General features: G+C 40.7%; 18 protein-coding genes. 9 read left to right on the top strand and 9 right to left on the bottom strand.

Annotation, left to right across the window (positions count from 1 at the left end; translation table 11 throughout):
* The 4 genes from rsxC to PR809_RS03270 all read right to left on the bottom strand — a co-directional run.
* Positions 1–2,225: electron transport complex subunit RsxC (gene rsxC / locus PR809_RS03285; protein WP_272524440.1), on the bottom strand; the 2,225-nt coding region annotated here is incomplete at its 3' end.
* Positions 2,218–2,832, bottom strand: coding sequence for an electron transport complex subunit RsxB (gene rsxB / locus PR809_RS03280; protein WP_102138601.1), 615 nt, complete (start codon positions 2,830–2,832; stop codon positions 2,218–2,220). The genes rsxC and rsxB, both read right to left, overlap by 8 nt.
* Entirely contained in the window at positions 2,832–3,413 is a 582-nt protein-coding gene (rsxA, locus tag PR809_RS03275; protein WP_004910983.1) for an electron transport complex subunit RsxA, read from the bottom strand. The genes rsxB and rsxA overlap by 1 nt, the downstream gene beginning before the upstream one ends.
* An 84-nt stretch (positions 3,414–3,497) precedes the next feature.
* Positions 3,498–3,938, bottom strand: coding sequence for a DUF2569 domain-containing protein (locus PR809_RS03270; RefSeq protein WP_102138600.1), 441 nt, complete (start codon positions 3,936–3,938; stop codon positions 3,498–3,500).
* A gap of 128 nt (positions 3,939–4,066) precedes the next feature.
* Between PR809_RS03270 and PR809_RS03265 the strand changes: the two genes are divergently transcribed.
* Positions 4,067–5,110, top strand: coding sequence for an oxidoreductase (locus PR809_RS03265; RefSeq protein ID WP_206276063.1), 1,044 nt, complete (start codon positions 4,067–4,069; stop codon positions 5,108–5,110).
* 60 nt (positions 5,111–5,170) lie between these two features.
* Positions 5,171–6,148, top strand: coding sequence for a bile acid:sodium symporter family protein (locus PR809_RS03260; protein ID WP_102138598.1), 978 nt, complete (start codon positions 5,171–5,173; stop codon positions 6,146–6,148).
* 256 nt (positions 6,149–6,404) lie between these two features.
* Here the strand turns inward: PR809_RS03260 and add are convergent, their stop codons facing one another.
* The 3 genes from add to manA all read right to left on the bottom strand — a co-directional run bounded on the left by add (position 6,405) and on the right by manA (position 10,526).
* Positions 6,405–7,406 (bottom strand): adenosine deaminase, encoded by a 1,002-nt coding sequence (gene add / locus PR809_RS03255; protein ID WP_206276062.1) that lies wholly within the window; start codon positions 7,404–7,406, stop codon positions 6,405–6,407.
* A gap of 194 nt (positions 7,407–7,600) precedes the next feature.
* Positions 7,601–9,244, bottom strand: a complete 1,644-nt coding sequence (locus PR809_RS03250; RefSeq protein WP_195698721.1) for a YdgA family protein — start codon at positions 9,242–9,244, stop codon at positions 7,601–7,603.
* A gap of 106 nt (positions 9,245–9,350) precedes the next feature.
* On the bottom strand, positions 9,351–10,526 hold the full coding sequence (gene manA / locus PR809_RS03245; RefSeq protein ID WP_195698720.1) for a mannose-6-phosphate isomerase: 1,176 nt from the start codon (positions 10,524–10,526) through the stop codon (positions 9,351–9,353).
* 179 nt (positions 10,527–10,705) lie between these two features.
* Here manA and fumC point away from each other — a divergent pair, with 179 nt between their 5' ends.
* On the top strand, positions 10,706–12,103 hold the full coding sequence (gene fumC, locus PR809_RS03240) for a class II fumarate hydratase (RefSeq protein ID WP_102138595.1): 1,398 nt from the start codon (positions 10,706–10,708) through the stop codon (positions 12,101–12,103).
* 59 nt (positions 12,104–12,162) lie between these two features.
* Here the strand turns inward: fumC and tus are convergent, their stop codons facing one another.
* Positions 12,163–13,080 carry a DNA replication terminus site-binding protein gene (gene tus / locus PR809_RS03235; protein WP_206276061.1) on the bottom strand — a complete coding sequence of 306 codons (918 nt, stop codon included), beginning with the start codon at positions 13,078–13,080 and terminating at the stop codon, positions 12,163–12,165.
* Positions 13,081–13,216: 136 nt separating this feature from the next.
* Complete coding sequence (locus tag PR809_RS03230) at positions 13,217–13,423, bottom strand: lytic polysaccharide monooxygenase (protein ID WP_241098621.1); 207 nt, start codon at positions 13,421–13,423, stop codon at positions 13,217–13,219.
* A 243-nt stretch (positions 13,424–13,666) separates the two neighbouring features.
* On the opposite strand from PR809_RS03230, the gene PR809_RS03225 reads away from it, so the two are divergent.
* The 6 genes from PR809_RS03225 to PR809_RS03200 all read left to right on the top strand — a co-directional run bounded on the left by PR809_RS03225 (position 13,667) and on the right by PR809_RS03200 (position 19,723).
* Positions 13,667–14,002: a metalloregulator ArsR/SmtB family transcription factor gene (locus PR809_RS03225; RefSeq protein ID WP_042847035.1), complete on the top strand. Its 336-nt coding sequence runs from the start codon at positions 13,667–13,669 to the stop codon at positions 14,000–14,002.
* Positions 14,003–14,049: 47 nt separating this feature from the next.
* Positions 14,050–14,415 (top strand): arsenite efflux transporter metallochaperone ArsD, encoded by a 366-nt coding sequence (arsD, locus tag PR809_RS03220; protein ID WP_042847034.1) that lies wholly within the window; start codon positions 14,050–14,052, stop codon positions 14,413–14,415.
* Between the two features lie 13 nt (positions 14,416–14,428).
* Positions 14,429–16,180 (top strand): arsenical pump-driving ATPase, encoded by a 1,752-nt coding sequence (gene arsA, locus PR809_RS03215; protein WP_102140129.1) that lies wholly within the window; start codon positions 14,429–14,431, stop codon positions 16,178–16,180.
* A 55-nt stretch (positions 16,181–16,235) separates the two neighbouring features.
* A complete protein-coding gene (locus tag PR809_RS03210; RefSeq protein ID WP_042849114.1) occupies positions 16,236–17,525 on the top strand; it encodes an arsenic transporter in 1,290 nt (429 codons plus the stop codon).
* Between the two features lie 10 nt (positions 17,526–17,535).
* Positions 17,536–17,961 (top strand): glutaredoxin-dependent arsenate reductase, encoded by a 426-nt coding sequence (arsC, locus tag PR809_RS03205; protein ID WP_042849113.1) that lies wholly within the window; start codon positions 17,536–17,538, stop codon positions 17,959–17,961.
* Between the two features lie 283 nt (positions 17,962–18,244).
* The gene (locus PR809_RS03200; protein ID WP_042849112.1) at positions 18,245–19,723 is read left to right on the top strand and encodes a SulP family inorganic anion transporter; all 1,479 of its coding nucleotides are present in this window, start codon (positions 18,245–18,247) and stop codon (positions 19,721–19,723) included.

The raw sequence follows: 19,723 nt of genomic DNA, 5'->3' as shown, positions 1-19,723 counted from the left end.
GCTTCGGCAACCGGCTCAGTTACAGGTTCTACTTGCGCCGCTTTTTTGGCTTTCGCACGTGCAATGGCAGCTGCGACAGCGGCTTTGCGCGGGTCAACGTCTGCGTCAGTGACTGCTTCGGCGACTGGATCAATTGCAGGTTCCGCTTGCGCCGTTTTTTTGGCTTTCGCACGGGCAATGGCGGCTGCGACAGCGGCTTTGCGCGGGTCAACGTCTGCATCAGTGACTGCTTCGGCAACCGGCTCAATTGCAGGTTGCGCTTGCGCCGCTTTTTTGGCTTTCGCACGCGCAATGGCGGCTGCGACAGCAGCTTTGCGTGGGTCCACGTCTGCATCAGTGACTGCTTCAGCAACTGGCTCAGTTACAGGTTTCGCTTGCGCCGCTTTTTTAGCTTTCGCACGGGCAATGGCGGCTGCGACAGCGGCTTTGCGCGGGTCAACGTCTGCGTCAGTGACTGCTTCAGCAACTGGCTCATTTGCAGGTTGCGCTTGCGCCGCTTTTTTGGCTTTCGCACGGGCAATGGCGGCTGCGACAGCATCTTTACGAGGATCATCCGTGGCCGCTGTGTCAACGGGCTCTGTTTGTGCATTAGCCAGTTTTTCAGCTTGTTTTGCACGGGCTTGAGCTTTACGGGCTTCGCGAGCAGCAATCACCGCACTATTGTCTGGCAGTTCACCCGAAATAATCTTAATGGGTTCCGCGGTCGCTGCTTGTTTGGTTTTAACTCGAGCCAAGGCTGCATTAACTGCATCTTTATCCGCGCTATCAACTTGTACCGCGGCTTTTTTATGGCGTTCTTCTCGTGCTTGTTTATCACGTTCCATACGCAACTGTTTTGCTTCAAAACGTAATTTAGCTTCAGCAGCTCGGCGCTCTTCTTGAGCAATTTCACGAATTTCCGCTTTTTCTTGGCGATAATATTGCACTAACGGAATATTACTTGGGCATACATAAGCACATGCACCGCACTCTATGCAGTCAAATAAATTATGTTTTTGCGCTTTTTCGTGTTCATCCCCTTTACTGAACCAATAAAGTTGCTGAGGAAGTAACGCGGCTGGGCAGGCATCGACACATAACCCACAACGAATACACGCTTCTTCTAGTGCTTTAGGTCCCATTTCTTCCATTGTGGGGACCAGTAAGCAGTTGCAAATTTTTACGACAGGGACATTCAGGTCGGGTAGGGTAAAGCCCATTAAAGGCCCCCCCATAATAACCATTTGTTCTGGCTCTGGGTTAAAACCGGATTGCTGTAATAGATGTTTAACTGGAGTCCCTAAACGAGTCCAAAAATTACCCGGTTTACTGATTGCTTCTCCGGTGACAGTTACCACTCGTTCAATCAATGGCTGGCCATCAACAACCGCGCGTTTAATGGCGACCACAGTACCGACGTTTTGCATCAACACACCAATTTGTGAAGAACGCGCACCAGACGGCACTTCTTTTCCTGTCAAAATTTTTGTCAGTTGTTTAGCACCACCAGATGGATATTTAGTTGGTATAACCCTAATGAATACCTGTTTATCTTGTGGCGTTATCGCATCTTTGAGTGCCTGAATAGCCTCAGGTTTATTGTCTTCAATACCAATTAATATTTGGTCAGGGTTCAATAAATGCTGTAAAACACGACAGCCTTCAATGACTTCCTGTGCATGTTCTTGCATTAACCTATCATCAGCTGTGATATAAGGCTCACATTCAGCTGCATTAATGATTAATGTTTTAATCGCATCTTGACCTCCGGCCAATTTTGATGCGGTTGGGAAACCTGCACCACCGAGGCCGGCTATCCCAGCTTGTTCAATTTTTTGCAGTAATTCAGCACGGGTTAGTTGAACGTAATTAGGCTCTGGGGACAAAGTACACCATGTATCATGGCCATCGGCTGCAATACGCACACACAATTCTTTTAAACCAGAAGGGTGTGCCGTTACCATAGGTTCAATTGCAGTGATCACCCCTGAAGTTGATGCATGAACAGGAACAGTACGCCCAAGCCCTTTAGTTAATGGCTGGCCTTTTAATACTGAGTCACCAACCTGAACAATTAGTTCTCCCTCAGGGCCCAAATGTTGTTGTAATGGAATAAACAACTCATCGGGCACTGATGCAATACGCATCGGTGTCTGGCTAGATTGTAGCTTCATTTCAGGCGGATGGATCCCACCTTTGAAATCCCATATATTATCTTTTTTCAACCAATTAAAGAGCTTAAGCATGAGTTTCACCTCTTACTTTAGAGACAAGCTGTTCATTGGGTTCAACACTAATATTTTTTACAGGGATGGTGTTTAAATCCCATTTCCAATTGGCTGTAGTCGTTTTCACAGGAACAAGTTCAATACAGTCTGTAGGGCAAGGGGCGACGCATAAGTCACAGCCGGTACACAAGTCTTCAATCACAGTGTGCATGGCGCGGGTTGCACCCACAATGGCATCAACAGGGCAAGCTTGGATGCATTTAGTACAACCAATGCAGTTTTCTTCGTCGATAATAGCAACTTTACGGACGGGGTTTTGCGCGGCTTCATCGCCATCAATCGGTTGAGGGTCGACATTAAGCAATTCAGCGATTTTCAGCATGACCTGTTCGCCACCTGGGGCGCATTTGTTGATCATTTCCCCATTATTGGCAACCGCTTCAGCGTAAGGACGGCAACCAGGGTAACTGCATTGACCGCACTGGCTTTGAGGTAATATTGCTTCAACTTGTTCGACAATCGGGTCAGCTTCAACTTTGAAGCGTAATGAGGCATACCCTAACATCAGCCCAAATACTAGGCCAAAAACGGCTAATATACCGATAGCAATCCATACAGACATCATTAGAATTTCACCAAACCACTAAAGCCCATAAACGCGAGAGACATCAAGCCAGCGGTAATCAAGCCAATTGACGAGCCCTTAAAAGGGGCTGGAACATTGGCAACAGCTAGACGTTCGCGAATAGCGGCAAATAAAACCATCACTAATGAGAAACCCACAGCAGCGCCAAAACCGTATACGGCAGACTGCATAAAAGTATGAGACATATTAATATTTAATAAGGCAACACCAAGAACTGCACAGTTGGTGGTAATTAAAGGCAGAAAAATGCCGAGTAAACGGTAGAGCGTTGGGCTCGTTTTCCTGACCACCATTTCAGTGAACTGTACAACGACAGCAATCGCTAAAATAAAGCTTAGCGTCCGCAAATAGATGAGGTCGAGAGGAATGAGGATAAGTGTGTCAATCAACCAAGAACTGATTGACGCCAATGTCATAACAAACGTCGTTGCTAAGCCCATCCCAATGGCCGGTTCGAGTTTTTTTGAGACGCCCATAAAAGGGCATAAGCCAAGGAATTTAACGAGGACGAAGTTGTTAACCAACACTGTTCCAACAAAGAGTAATAAATAATCAGTCATGCTATTGCCTGAAATGAAAAAAGAACAAAAACTGGCCGCAGCCAGTTAAACTATCATTATGATATCAAGCAATTTATATGATGCTTATCGATCTTGTGTGAAAGTCATTTTTACACGTTGGGAACGCTTGAAATAAGGGACAAAGAAACCGGCGCCAATTAAAGGCCATGCAAGGACTTGCAAAGCAGTTTCATCGTCAATAGGTGAAAAAGCGAAGGTTTTTATGCCTAATAATAATAAAATAAGCAGCCAAATAATAAAACGGCGAGGGAAATGTTTTGAACGAGAAAACATCAGTTGCAACACATGGATACTGAAAATAGTCATCCCAATAGCAATGGCGAATGACAAATACCAAGCGGCAGGAATAAAACGTGTCCAATGGTCAACAGTCGTGACAATCTCATAAAATTTAATGCAATACATGACAGTCATACTGCAAACAGCTAAAAAGGTTAATAACAAATAGATCGCTGGAACTAATAGCCAGCCAGTGATGCGGTTAGCGTCATAAACTGAAGTCATAATTAATAAAACCCATTTTGGCAAAATCGCTGGACAATTTACAATCCTATCATAGATTTATTTGCCATTTCATTCCTTCTGATGGTACTTTTTATCTCCACTTGTGTTTATCGTTGTATGAGGTCTAAATGTCTAAACCAATTAAAGTCGCGATCATCGGATATGGCTATGCAAGCAAAACATTTCATGCACCTTTCCTTGGTATTTTAGAAGGGTATGATTTGGCAACGATTTCTAGCAGTGACCCCAATAAGGTTAAGGCAGATTGGCCAAATATTCATGTTGCTGCATCTCCAGAAGCTGTTTTTGCGGATAAAGATATCGAATTAGTTGTCATTCCTACACCTAATGATACTCACTTCCCCCTTGCACAAGCGGCATTGGCAGCTGGAAAACATGTAGTTGTTGATAAACCCTTTACGTTAGATGTCTCACAGGCAGAGCAATTAAAACAACAAGCGGAGCAAGTTGGAAAACTACTGTCGGTTTATCATAACCGTCGATGGGATTCAGGTTTTTTAACCGTTAAAAAGATCTTAGAAGAAGGTAAGCTAGGGGATATTAAATACTATGAATCCCATTTTGACCGTTATCGGCCGCTAGTTAGGCAACGTTGGCGTGAAGCCGATATACCCGGAGCCGGTATTTGGTACGACTTAGGGCCACATTTGTTAGACCAAGTCTTGCAATATTTTGGTAGGCCTTTAGGGATCAACGTTGATCTTGCCATGATCCGCCCTAATGCACAGGCAGTGGATTACTTTCATGCTGTTTTGCAGTATGCAGATAAAAAAGTGGTATTACATGCAACAACATTAGCCGCTGCACCAACGCCGATATATGTTATTCATGGTATGAATGGTAGCTATGTTAAATATGGTTTAGACACCCAAGAAGACTGCTTAAAGAGCGGCCAACGTCCAGAAGGGGCTGATTGGGGAACTGATACCAACATGGGTAATGTGACGCTGTCACAAGGTGATGAGCTTATAACTCAATCTTGGCCAAACCAACGCGGAAATTATGGTGGTTATTATCAAGGGATATATGATGCGATTCGCCATGGTAAACCAAACCCAGTCACTCCGAGCGAAGCGATAGATATTATGAAACTTATTGAAGCAGGTATACGTTCGGCAAAAGAAAAACGGACAATTGAAGCAATCTTTTAATGTCATCAACGCTCACTATAAGGCCAGTTAATATAACTGGCTTTTATTATGGATAATCGAATGAATTTGCTAGCTAAACTGAGAATAGACCCATTTTTACTTATCATGATTGGCGTTGTCATTCTAGCCAGTCTTTTTCCTTGTGAAGGCGATATAAAAACGGCGTTTCAATATTTAACGACTGCTGCAATTGCATTATTATTCTTTATGCATGGGGCTAAATTATCTCGTGAATCAATCATGGCAGGAATAGGGCATTGGCGCCTACACCTCTTGGTTTTTGCGAGTACATTCATTGTATTTCCTATCGTAGGCCTAGGACTTGCCGTGATTGTTCCGAAATGGATGTCACCCACTGTATATATGGGCTTTTTATACCTATGTGCTTTACCTGCAACTGTACAGTCAGCCATTGCATTCACATCGGTAGCGGGGGGGAATATTGCTGCAGCTATTTGTAGTGCATCGGCGTCGAGTATTCTTGGGGTTTTTCTTTCGCCAATCTTAGTGGGCTTATTGATGGATGCTGATGGCAGCCAAGCCATGGATACGCTTAATGCGATAGGCTCCATTCTAATGCAATTGATGCTGCCATTTATTGTGGGGCATTTATCTCGGCCGCTGATTGCCAATTGGATAAACCGTAATCGCAAATTAGTTAATATGACTGACCGGTCTTCAATATTATTGGTCGTTTATGTGGCATTCAGTGAAGCGGTGGTAGAGGGGATTTGGCAGAAAATAGACGCATTTTCACTATTTATGATTGTGGTTGTCACTTGCGTTATCTTATTTATTATCATTGTATTTAATACGTTGGCTGCACGGTTGTTAGGTTTTAGCAAAGAAGATGAAATTACCATTGTGTTTTGTGGTTCGAAAAAGAGTTTAGCTAATGGAGTCCCAATGGCGAATGTGTTGTTTCCTGCTGCAACAGTGGGGGTTATTTTATTGCCATTGATGATCTTTCACCAAATACAACTGATGGTCAGCGCTGTACTTGCTCAGCGCTATGCTAAACGGTTATCGATGAAATAAGTATTCTAAGATTGAGGGGGATTAGTAACCCCTCATATTTTTGCTATTGATTTATAGGATTAGCTATATTTAGTTACAACATACAGTGGGTTTAATAATCGCTAAATTAACAACTGTACTTGTACATTGAATACAGAAGGTGAGCTAGTAAAAGGAGAGTCGTGTGTCTGTGTATAAACGTAGAAATACAATAATATAGGAAAGTGGCTTGAAAATTAAAAAGGGCATTCTAACAAATGCCCTTAAGAAATTTAAATTAACGAGTAGCAGCTTTATGTAAGAGCACTTTTTTCTCACTATCCGATAAAAATGCCATACTCAGACCATTTCGTTGTGCTTGTTCTATTTCTGCTGCCGTTAAACCAGCTTGTGGGGCAGCCACTTCATATTCATGGCGTAGCTCAATCCCTTGAACTGCAGGGTCATCTGTATTAATTGAAGCCAAAACACCGTGTTGCAAAAAGGTTTTCAATGGGTGTTGAGCTAAGGATGGAACTGTGCTTGTTTGAATATTCGACGTTAAACAGCTTTCCATGCCAATTTGATGTTTTACTAAATACTCAATTAGAGCAGGGTCTTCTATTGCTTTAACGCCATGACCAATTCGTTGTGCGCCTAATACCTTAATGGCATGCCAAATACTGTCTGCTCCAGCCGCTTCACCTGCATGAACAGTAATATTTAACCCAGTATCTCTAGCTTTAATAAAATGTGACTCAAAGAGCTCTCCAGGGAATCCGAGCTCATCTCCTGCTAAATCTAATGCGCATAAATGATCTCGATGCGCTAATAATCCTTGCAGCTCAGCTGTACAGGCTTGTTGGCCAAAAGTGCGGCTTAAAATACCAATTAAATTAATTTTAATATCAAATTGTTGGCACCCTGCACGTACACCATCAACAATGGCTTCAACTACACCTTCAACAGGCAATTGGTGCTTCATCGCCATATAGTAAGGAGAGAAACGTAGCTCTGCGTAATCGATACCTGCATTAAAGGCATCTTCAACATTTTCAAATGCCACGCGGCGACAGGCATCTAAGTTTGCTAAAACAGCGACCCCCCAATCAAGTTTTGCTAAGAAACCAACTAAGTCAGCTTCTTGTCCTATAATCTGGACGTGAGGGCGCAATGCTTCAATCTCTGTAGCAGGTAATTGAATATGATGCTGTTCTGCTAAGGAGAGGATCGTTTCTGGACGAATATTGCCATCGAGGTGGCGGTGTAAATCGGTTAAAGGTAAATGTGTATTAATCACGGAATGATCCTTTATCTATTTTCTATCCTTATTTTGACTTTTATTTCATTAAAGGCAATTACGAATCACGAAAAATGTGAAACGAGATTAATTATTACATTCATATTGCGATATATATCACGTTTATTTCGTGATGTAATAAAAAAGCCAGCTAATATTAACTGGCTTTCGTCATTAGATGGTATTGAGTCAAATTAGTTAGCTGGTGCTTCTTGTGGAGCTAACTCAGGCTCAACTTCCATTTCTGGTGCTGGCTCTGCGTCTGGAGCAGGTACAGCTTCATATTCTAATGCATCTTCTGGGCTAGACATCATTTTCATCTTAGTGAGGAATTCAGCTAAGGTATATTTATCATTATTGAATGTCAGGTCATTACCTGCAAATTTGATAGTCATAGTTAAGTCATTTTCGCTATCAATCATCCATGGTGATTTTTTCTGCTTAGCTTTTTCAGCACGTTCTTCATCAGTCATAAACATTTCTTCAAATGGAGAAGAGAACATATCTGAAGTAAGCATTTGCTGAACACCTTCAAACTCAGAGGTGATCATGCCTTTCATTTCTTTTTTAGCTTCTGCATCAACTGGTACACCTTGATCAATAATCATTGCTTGAGTCATTGATTCGATCATCATTGGTTTATTCAGTTTTAAATTGAAATCGAAAGACGTAATGAGTTGCTTGATAGCTTCATCAACTTTGTTAGACATTGCTAACGCAGTCATTTCGTCTTGGTTCCATTTATTGAATGTGATGTTTAGGTCAACTGAGCTTTGGCCAGCTTCATTTTTCCAGTAGAAAGGGCTAACCGTAAATACAGGCTTGCTTTTCATTAGCTCTGGTAATGTTGTAGACATCATCTCCATTGCTAAACGCTCTGTAGCTTCAGTAGGATCTCCGCTAGCTAAACCTTGCGCTAAAGCTTCATTATATTGTTCAACGAATTTACCTAATGCTTTAGCATCTAATTTTTCAATAGCAACAGTTAATTCGCCAGAACCTAAGTTTTGCTCTAATGCTTTTAAATCAGCGATGCTATAAGAAATATTTCCTTTTACATCTTCGCCAGTAATAGAGGTATCACTTGAAATTTTGAAATCTTTAAAAGAGAATTTGGTTTCAGGGATGTTGAAATCTGTATCCGCAATAACAAATGACTGGGTTCCAGTGTAGAAGCCATATTGTGACTTTTCTACATTAGAGACTAATTTTAAACCTTTTAAAGTCATGGATTCAGAGTTATCTTTTTTACCAATAACTAAATTATCCGTCACTAAAGTTGCATCTACAGCAGCAAGGTCAGAGGTTGTTGATACATCGAACTTCGAACCACTGAATGATAATGAAACATCATCTTTCTTATATTCGATAGGGATCAGTTCTAAGCTGGTATCAATACTTTTGCTATAGCCAATAACAGCGGAACCATGAATAAAAGGTTTACCTTGTGTTGCTTCAAACAATTCTTTTGTGGTTGCGTTATTAGCTAATTCAATTTGTGTTGCTGCTAATTTAGGTAATAAATTAAACTTAGCAACTTGTGATAATGGGAATGGGCCATGATCAATATTCGTTTTGAATACAATGGAGTCGTCTGGTGAGACTGAGTCTGCAGAGGTGATTACAATATCTGCTTTAGATGAAAATACGCCTTTTTCATAATTTTCTACTTTAAAGTTCAAACCCGACTCAGGCACATTTACAGCAAAAAAATCGTTGGTTTTGAGGATTACTCTATCAAGTTCATCTTTTACTTTAGAACCTGTATACCATGAAGCACCGGTCCACACTGCACCTAGAGCAACAATAACACCAACCGCGACTAATGACTTTTTCATTATAAACATCCATCCTTTCAGTACGTTATTGCCGTACTTATAAATTTATAAAAGTTTTAAGTAACCATCTTCATGCAATAAAGACGGTTAAATACAGAATATGACACTATTTGTTAAATACTCGGGCTAGTTTACCACTGCCATTAATGGTTATGCTTTTCTCATAAGCAGGTAAGAATACAGACTCACCTGAATTAACGCATATTTCATCATTACTTGAATGCAGAACTAACTGGCCTTCAATACAGAACAAAATTGAGGCACTATTATTAGATAGCACAACTTCCGAGTGGCTTATAGAATATATATTAAATGCAAAATCTTCTACTGGAATATTATATTTCCAGATATTTCCAGATTTTTCGGGGGTGTTCAATAAATCCTTTGCAAACGTAGGCTTAAAGTCAATATTCGCAATCAACTCTGGAATATCTATATGCTTATTTGTTAACCCTGCACGCAGTACATTATCTGAATTTGCCATAACCTCTAACCCGACACCTTCTAGATAAGCATGTGGCGTTCTGGCATATAAAAACATCGCTTCACCAGGTTCTAATTCAACGATGTTAAGAAGAAGAGGGGTAAATAACCCATTATCTTCAGGATACAGACTAACCATTTGCTTTATTGAGTTCCATGGTTCACCTTGTCGGCTGTTCAATGCTGCTTTCAATACACCAAGTGCTAAATCTTTTTGTTCACCCGTTAGGTTAAGAATTTGTGCAAATAAACGTGATAATTTTTCTTCAGTGGGGTCCTGAACAAATAACTGAATATCAGGATGGGCAGCAGAAACAAAATCCAGAAGCTGAGCGATTTCATTTAGTGGGCGAAAGGCATTCATCGCTTTAAAAGGTGTTAATGCGAAGATCAGTTCAGGTTTGTGGTTATCATCTTTATAATTACGTATTGGGGAATCTAAAGGGATCCCTGCTGAATTTTCTTTGGCGAAACCAACTTCAGCATAAGTTTTGTTTGGATGCACCTGAACAGACAACGGTTGAGCAGCACATAACACCTTAAATAAATAAGGTAAACGATGATACGTCTGTGCAACATGTTGACCTAAATAAGCTTCAGGATCGCTATCAATTAAGACATTAAGTGGAATACTTTGATTTTTTTCCGTATCGAGAACTTCGGAGCTTGCTTTTGGATGAGCCCCCATCCAAAGTTCAGCCATTGGTAAGTTATCGGGGTTTGAAATCCCATATAACTTAGTCAGGGCCGTTTTACTGCCCCAATCATAGTTTTGGACTTTGTTTATCATTTTCAGCATAGCAAAATTCTCTTTTTCATAAAAATCAACTGATTTCCTTTTCACTACAATACAATAAGCTCGACCAAGTCTCATAAATGAAATTCAATTTGTGGCATTATACTGCTCGGTTATTTGCTTACCTGCAAGCAGATGATTCTAAAATCAATTATTCTGTGTATGTACCTAAGGAGATAGTAATGGCAGCCACTCGCATTGAAAAAGACTCAATGGGACCAATTGAAGTACCTGCTGACCAATTGTGGGGCGCGCAAACGCAGCGTTCTTTAGAACATTTCCGTATATCTGTAGAAAAAATGCCTGTTGCGTTGATTCACGCACTCGCTATCACAAAAAAAGCCGCTGCTAGTGTCAATATGGATCTCGGATTATTAGCTAAAGAGCGCGGTGATGCAATCATTGCTGCCGCTGACGAAGTTTTAGCTGGTAAACATCCAACGGAATTTCCTCTTGCTATTTGGCAAACAGGTTCTGGTACGCAAAGTAACATGAACATGAACGAGGTTTTAGCTAACCGTGGTAGCGAAATTCTCGGTGGCCAACGTGGTAACGATCGTCTTATTCACCCTAATGATGATGTGAATAAAAGTCAAAGTTCAAATGATGTTTTCCCAACGGCAATGCACGTTGCTGCGGTCGTCGCAATCCGCGAACATCTTCTCCCTGAACTGAAAATTTTGCATCAAACGTTAGATGCAAAAGCGAAAGAATTTAAAGATATCGTAAAAATCGGTCGTACTCACTTACAAGATGCAACTCCGCTGACGCTAGGCCAAGAAATTTCTGGTTGGGCTGCAATGTTAGCGCATAGTGAAAAACACATTGAAAACGCAGTTCCACATGTGTGTGAATTAGCGTTAGGTGGTACAGCAGTAGGGACCGGTTTAAATACTCATCCAGAGTATGCCGTTCGTGTTGCGAAAAAAATTGCAGAATTAACCGGCCAGCCATTTATTACAGCTCCGAACAAATTTGAAGCATTAGCAACCTGTGATAGCCTTGTGCACGCACACGGAGCTTTAAAAGGTTTAGCCGCTTCTCTAATGAAAATTGCGAATGATGTAAGGTGGTTAGCATCTGGCCCTCGCTGCGGTATTGGTGAAATATCTATCCCAGAAAATGAGCCAGGCAGTTCAATCATGCCAGGTAAAGTTAACCCGACACAGTGTGAAGCATTGACAATGTTATGTGCTCAAGTGATGGGGAACGATGTTGCTGTGAACATTGGTGGGGCTTCAGGTAATTTTGAGTTGAATGTATTCCGCCCAATGTTAATTGATAATTTCTTACAATCTGTTCGCTTGTTAGCTGATGGTATGCGTAGCTTTAATGAGCACTGTGCGATTGGAATTGAACCAAATCGTGAGCGCATTGAGAAATTACTTCATGAATCGTTAATGTTAGTAACTGCTTTAAATACCCACATCGGGTACGATAAAGCGGCAGAAATTGCTAAAAAAGCACACAAAGAAGGGCTGACGCTGAAAGAATCTGCACTGAAACTAAACTATTTAACTGAAGAACAGTTCAATGATTGGGTTCGTCCAGAAGATATGGTTGGCAGCATGAAATCTTAAGCTAGCTTATTAAACTGGCTTTATATAACACCCATACTGTTTTACAGATGGGTGTTTTTTTAGCGTTCAATATACAAATTTAATCGAGGAATTAATAATTCAACCTGTTTTGCTTTAGGTCGATTACGAATAGCAATGTTATTTGCATGGTAATCGGGGAGCTCACCGATTTTAATTTCTGCTACTGTTTTTTCGAGCGCAAAAACGAATAAAGGTGTTGCACAGGCAAACTGCGTTTGTTTCTGTTGCTCTTTATCCCACACTCGAGCTATTGGCTGAACTTTGACAGGGCGTTGAGTTTTCAAAACCGCATTATGAGGTAGGGAATCAATTAGCCGAATTTCATTTTCCAGTTGTAAAAGCCAATGTTCTTTAGGTAAATGAAGAGGGCAACGGCCACTATCTATACTTGCTTGTAAACGGTCTAGTACTGTATCTTTGGTCACTTTATTGATAACTTTTTTATTCGCCCAGCCAAAATTAACTGTATCGATATCAACCAATGAGGTGAGGGTACGATAGGTATTTAATGTCAGCAGTCCGTGTAAACTGTCACGGATAAAGTCGAATCGATGAGGTTCATTCACTTGTGTGACAATTGCCTTTATATGCATCTTTAACTCATTAATCTTTAATATTAACAAATTAAAGTCACGATATGTCTGTAAATGAGTTTGTATGCATATAACGCCAGGTAAGCGGATAGCGGCTTTATTGCTAATTTTTTCGGATTTATTCTGCAAAAATAATAAGTTAATTAACTTTATTGCTTCACTAACAGCATCATGACCCGTTAGTGTATGTACTGAAATTTGTTCTATTTCATTATTTTCCTCACCTTTAATAACTGAAGGTAACTGAAATACATGGGCTGTAAATGGAACCTGTTTTGATTGTTCCAGCAGCAAGAGGCTAAATTGGTTTATCCGTGACTCCAATTCATTGAACGTATCAATCAAATCTTGTTTTATAGTCATTTAGTTACAACATTCAAGTGGGTGATAACTATAATTACCATTAACTATCGAGCTTATCAATAATAAAACGAAGCTTAAAAGGGCAAGTGGGTATTTTAACACTTGTCCTTTTCTTGTATATAACTTTACTTTTACGTTAATTTATTTCTGTATCAATGACTTGGTAAAATGCATTTGGTGTATCATATATCGTCCAAATGGCTAAGATTACATGGTAACCTTTTTGATTTTTCGGTAATACACAGTTGTGTTCCACAATTTCCCCTGGAGTTTCTACACGTTCAAATTTACAAAATGGGGTTAGTGTAAATTGATTACGCGATAATAGGGGTTGTGTGCCCATTTCATCGAAAAGTCCAAAGTTTGCTCCTAGCCCTGTAATATCAAGGGCTACAGATAGTGTGTTATACGACAGTATTAACACTTGATACTATTACATTGAAAAATTAAAGGTTCTAATTTCCTCAGTAAGGAATTATCAATAAATAAAGATAGCGTTCGTTTAGATAATTCATAGGCCAATATATATGTTTTGACGAATGTATTTCCTTGGTATATCTTACACACATTAAATATAGGAGAAAGTATGGAACCACTACTGCTGTTTAAAATTTTAGCCGACCAAACCAGACTGGATATCGTGCTACTGCTAAAAGCATCTGGTGAACTGTGTGTTTGCGACATCTATACGGCCTTGAATTTATCGCAACCAAAGACTTCTCGACATCTAGCAATGCTTAGAGAGTCGGGTCTTTTGCTCGATTCAAAACATGGTAAATGGGTTCATTATCGATTATCTCCAGCATTACTACCGTGGGTGAAAAGTATCATTGATGTCACCTATGCCACAGAGAAAAATAGAGTTGCAGATTTACTCAAAAGCTTAGAGACAAAAGAACCTGCGAGTAGCTGTTCTATATAAAAATTTTTAAGTTAACATATTCGAAAAAACATATATAAGGTTGAGATATGAAAAAATTAGAAGTATTTGATCCCGCATTATGCTGTAGCACTGGTGTTTGCGGAACCGAAGTCGATCAAGCATTGGTAGACTTCGCAACAGATGTGGATTGGTTAAAAAAACAAGGGGCAAGTATAAGGCGTTTTAATTTAGCGCAAGAGCCTATGGAGTTCGTTAACAACACAAAAGCAAAAACATTTTTGGAAACCGCAGGCGCCGAGTCACTTCCACTATTGATTCTTGATGGTGAGATTGTGCTGACTGGTCGATACCCAAAACGACATGAGCTAGCAAGATGGTTTGGTATTCGGCCGAATATTGAAAAAGCCGAAATTGTTAAATCGTGTTGTGGTAATGGTAAAACGTGTTGTTAACAGGAGCAATAAAATGAAATTTTTAGATAACACACCTAATTATTTATTTTTTACTGGAAAAGGTGGTGTGGGTAAAACTTCTATTTCTTGTGCGACCGCAATTAAGTTGGCTGAAAAAGGGAAAAAAGTCTTACTGGTGAGCACTGATCCAGCTTCTAACGTTGGGCAAGTATTCTCTCAATCGATAGGCAACAATATTAAGCCAATAACATGGGTTCCAAATTTATTTGCTATTGAAATAGACCCTCAAGCTGCCGCTGAAGAATATCGAAACAAAATTATTAATCCAATCAAAGAAAGTTTACCTGAAGCGGTAATTCAAAGTATTACGGAACAGCTATCAGGTGCCTGTACCACAGAGATTGCAGCTTTCGATGAATTTACTGGGTTGTTAACCAATACCGAAATTACAAAGCAATTTGACTATATCATTTTTGATACCGCACCAACGGGGCATACCATCCGTTTATTACAACTCCCGAGTGCATGGAGTGATTTTATTACTGATAATCCTGATGGTGCGTCATGTTTAGGGCCAATGTCTGGTCTTGATAAACAACGTGAACAGTACAGCATGGCGGTGGAAGCGTTGAGTGATAAATCACTAACAAGGTTAGTATTAGTTGCACGACCTCAATCAGCGGCATTGAGAGAGGTTGCGAGAACCTATAGCGAGTTGTCATCTCTGGGTATCAGAAATCAGCAATTAATTGTCAATGGTGTTTTCCCTGAAACGGCGGTGACTGAAAATGATAAGTTATCCCATGCGCTCTACTCTCGTGAACAAGCGGCATTAGCATCTATGCCTGAAGCACTACGCTCGTTACCTGTCGATATTATTTATTTACAAAATATCAATATGGTGGGTGTCGATGCACTGAAGCAGTTGTTATCTAATGAGATGCCACAAATTCCAACTATTACCCCGACAAAACAACCTATTTCTTTACCCACCTTGTCAGAACTGGTTGGCGAAATATCTCAGCAACAGCATGGGCTGATTATGTTAATGGGCAAAGGTGGTGTAGGGAAAACAACGATTGCGGCATCAATCGCGGTTAAATTGGCAGAAAAAGGGCTTGATGTACATCTGACTACATCCGATCCAGCCGCGCATATTGAATCAACCCTCGATGGTGTTTTACCGAATCTTCAAGTTAGCCGAATTGACCCTATCGCTGAAACTGAACGTTATCGTCATTATGTCTTAGAAACAAAAGGGAAAGATTTAGATGCAGAGGGGCGCGCATTACTTGAGGAAGATTTGCGCTCTCCTTGTACTGAAGAAATTGCGGTATTCCAGGCTTTTTCTCGCATCATTAGAGACGCGGGTAAACGTTTTGTCGTCATGGATACTGCGCCGACTGGGCATACATTATTACTTCTGGATGCAACAGGGGCATACCATAAAGAAATTGCTAAGAATATGGGTGAAAAAGGCCACTATTTAACGCCGATGATGCAATTACAAGATCCTGAACGCACCAAAGTCATTATTACGACACTCGCTGAAACAACGCCTGTGCTTGAGGCGGAAAATTTGCAAAATGATTTAATACGGGCAGACATACATCCGTGGGCGTGGGTAATCAATAACAGTCTATCTATCACGGAAACAACCTCACCATTGTTACTTTCAAGAGCAGAACAGGAAGTCGCTCAGATTGAAAAGGTGACATCAACATTGGCAAAACGTGTTGCTATTGTTCCTTTGCTTGAAACAGAGCCTGTGGGGATATCTGCATTAAGTCAGCTCGCAGAATAAGTTTTATTTTCTAAAAATAAAAGGTGCGGAAAAGCACCTTTTAAATGAGGTTGTTATGTTTATTGCCGCATTCATTTTTATTTTAACGATCACCTTTGTTATTTGGCAGCCCAAAGGACTGGGTATTGGCTGGAGTGCTACAGCAGGGGCTGTATTGGCACTGATCTTTGGTGTGATCAGTTTTCAAGACATCCCGATTGTTTGGAACATTGTTTGGAATGCCACGGCGACATTTGTCGCCGTAATTATCATTAGCCTACTTTTAGATGAAAGTGGTTTCTTTGAATGGGCGGCATTACATGTTGCCAAGTGGGGCGGGGGTAAAGGAAAACTGTTATTCAGTTATATCGTGTTACTTGGTGCAACGGTTGCGGCCTTATTTGCCAATGATGGCGCAGCATTGATATTAACGCCCATTGTGATTGCGATGTTATTGGCACTTGGTTTCAACAAAGGCACGACATTAGCCTTTGTCATGGCTGCCGGGTTTATTGCAGATACGGCGAGCTTGCCGCTGATTGTTTCGAACCTCGTGAATATCGTTTCTGCGGACTTCTTTAATATTGGATTTACTGAATATGCATCGATTATGGTCCCAGTGGATATTGCAGCAATTATTGCAACATTAGCGATGCTGCATTGGTTTTTCCGCAAAGATATTCCTAAACAATATGATGTTACCAAACTGAGTGAACCGACTTTAGCCATTAAGGACATGACAACGTTTAAAGCAGGTTGGCTGGTATTGGTACTGCTACTTATTGGTTTCTTTGTCTTAGAACCATTAGGTCTTCCAGTGAGTGCAATTGCGGCTATTGGCGCCTTAATTCTTTGGGTGATTGCAGCCAGAGGCCATACGATTAATACCCAAAAAGTATTACGTGGCGCACCGTGGCAAATCGTCATTTTCTCTTTAGGTATGTACTTGGTTGTTTATGGTTTAAGAAATGCAGGGTTAACCGATTATCTTTCTGAAACGCTCAATTACCTTGCAGACAAAGGGTTATGGGCAGCAACAATTGGTACGGGATTTATAACTGCATTTTTATCCTCAATAATGAATAATATGCCAACGGTATTAATTGGTGCTTTATCCATTGAAGGGAGTGAAGCGTCAGGGCTAATTCAACAAGCAATGGTTTATGCCAATGTGATTGGTGCCGATTTGGGGCCTAAGATTACACCTATAGGGAGTTTGGCGACGTTGCTGTGGCTGCATGTTTTATCACAAAAGAACATGAGCATTACATGGGGATACTATTTTAAAACAGGGATCATCATGACACTCCCTGTACTTACCGTCACTCTCGTTGCTTTAGTGCTTCGACTTTCACTGTTAAATTAAGGCTAACCGAATGAATGAAATTACCATTTATCACAATCCAAATTGTGGCACTTCACGCAATACGCTTGCTATGATCCGCAATAGCGGCGTTGAGCCAACGATTATTTATTATTTAGAAACACCGCCGACTAAAGATATGTTAGTACAACTTATTGCTGATATGAATATCACGGTAAGGGCGTTACTACGAAAAAATGTTGAACCGTATGAACAATTAGCTTTAGAAAATGATATTTATACCGATGACCAACTGATTGATTTTATGTTGCAGTACCCAATACTGATTAATAGACCCATTGTTGTTACGCCAATAGGAACTAAACTTTGCCGACCTTCAGAAGTCGTATTGGATATATTACCTCATCCGCAACAACGTGAATTTATCAAAGAAGATGGTGAGGTTATTGTTGATAAACAAGGCATTAGAGTAAAGTAAATCACTGACGATATTTATCATGATGAGCGTACCGATGTATGGCATCAGTACGCTCATGTTAATCCGGTACTTGCTTAAGGTCGTTGATATTGGTATTTTAAAAAAATATACTATTCATAGGAACAGCTGATCATATTATGCGCCTTACTCCACCCTGAGATACCCCCTTCCTTTTAGGTTGATACTAAATCAGCCAATTTCCACATCCCTTCTTTGGGATAATTTCGTTTATTTAAAATATACTCTCCCATCTTGGGATTGATAGATTACAAGGTAGTCTAATATGCTTTTGTCCTCCTCTCGTCAGGACTGGCTGGGTAACATCCGTGGGGATGTCCTAGCCGGTATTGTTGTTGCTTTAGCGTTAATTCCTGAAGCCATCGCATTTTCAATTATTGCAGGCGTCGACCCCAAAGTTGGGTTATACGCCGCATTTTCTATTGCGGTAATTATCGCTTTTATCGGGGGGCGCCCCGGCATGATTTCATCGGCAACTGGTGCAATGGCACTTTTAATGGTCGTTCTGGTGAAAGAACATGGCCTTCAGTACCTATTAGCTGCGACGGTATTAACCGGGATATTTCAAGTTATCGCAGGATATTTAAAGCTCGGTAATTTAATGCGATTTGTTTCACGTTCGGTGGTAACGGGATTTGTTAATGCGCTGGCTATCTTGATTTTTTTAGCGCAACTCCCTGAATTAACCAATGTGAGTTGGCATGTTTATGCAATGACCGCGGCAGGCTTAGGGATTATCTATCTGTTTCCATTAGTCAATAAAACCATTCCGTCTCCATTAGTGTGTATTGTTGTATTAACGATAATTTCAATATGGCTTGGTCTTGATATCCGAACGGTTGGTGATATGGGCGTTCTGCCTGACAGTTTGCCTATCTTTCTTTTGCCCGATATTCCCTTGAATATTGAAACGCTACTTATCATATTACCCTACTCATTAGCGCTTGCTGTTGTTGGCTTATTGGAATCAATGATGACTGCAACGATTGTGGATGATTTGACGGATACAACCAGTGATAAAAATCGAGAATGTAAAGGGCAAGGCATTGCCAATATAGCCACTGCATTTATTGGCGGGATGGCAGGATGTGCGATGATCGGTCAATCCATTATCAATATAAAATCGGGTGGCCGAGGTCGATTATCGACACTGGTTGCGGGTGTTGTTTTATTACTAATGGTGGTTTTTCTTAATGATTGGGTATCAAAAATCCCTATGGCGGCGTTAGTTGCTGTGATGATTATGGTGTCAATTGGGACCTTTTCTTGGCAATCCCTTGCCGATATACGAGTCCATCCGCTATCGACCAGCATCGTTATGATAGCCACCGTCATTGTTGTCGTTTGGACCCATAATCTGGCTTACGGGGTACTTGTCGGGGTGCTCATCGCAGCGCTTAATTTTGCCAATAAAGTCGCGAGATACATGACAGTTACATCAAGACTAGACAGAAAGGTACGTCATTATGAAGTTCGGGGACAAATTTTCTTTGCCACATCGGAACGCTTTGTTAATGTCTTTGATTTTAAAGAAGACATTGATAAAGCGATTATTGATGTGAATCATGCTCATTTTTGGGATATCACTTCCGTCAGCGCGTTAGATAAAGTGGTGATTAAGTTTCGACGTGAAGGCATTGATATTGAAATTAAGGGGATGAATGAAGCCACTGCAACGTTGGTTGATAAGTTTGGTATTCATGACGACCCGGAAAAAATTGAAAAATTCATGGGAGGTCATTAA

Source organism: Providencia sp. PROV201 (assembly GCF_028479545.1).
Classification (GTDB): Bacteria; Pseudomonadota; Gammaproteobacteria; order Enterobacterales; family Enterobacteriaceae; genus Providencia; species Providencia huaxiensis.
Note: the sequence above shows the minus strand (reverse complement) of the source record. Positions and strands in the feature narration are given on the sequence as shown.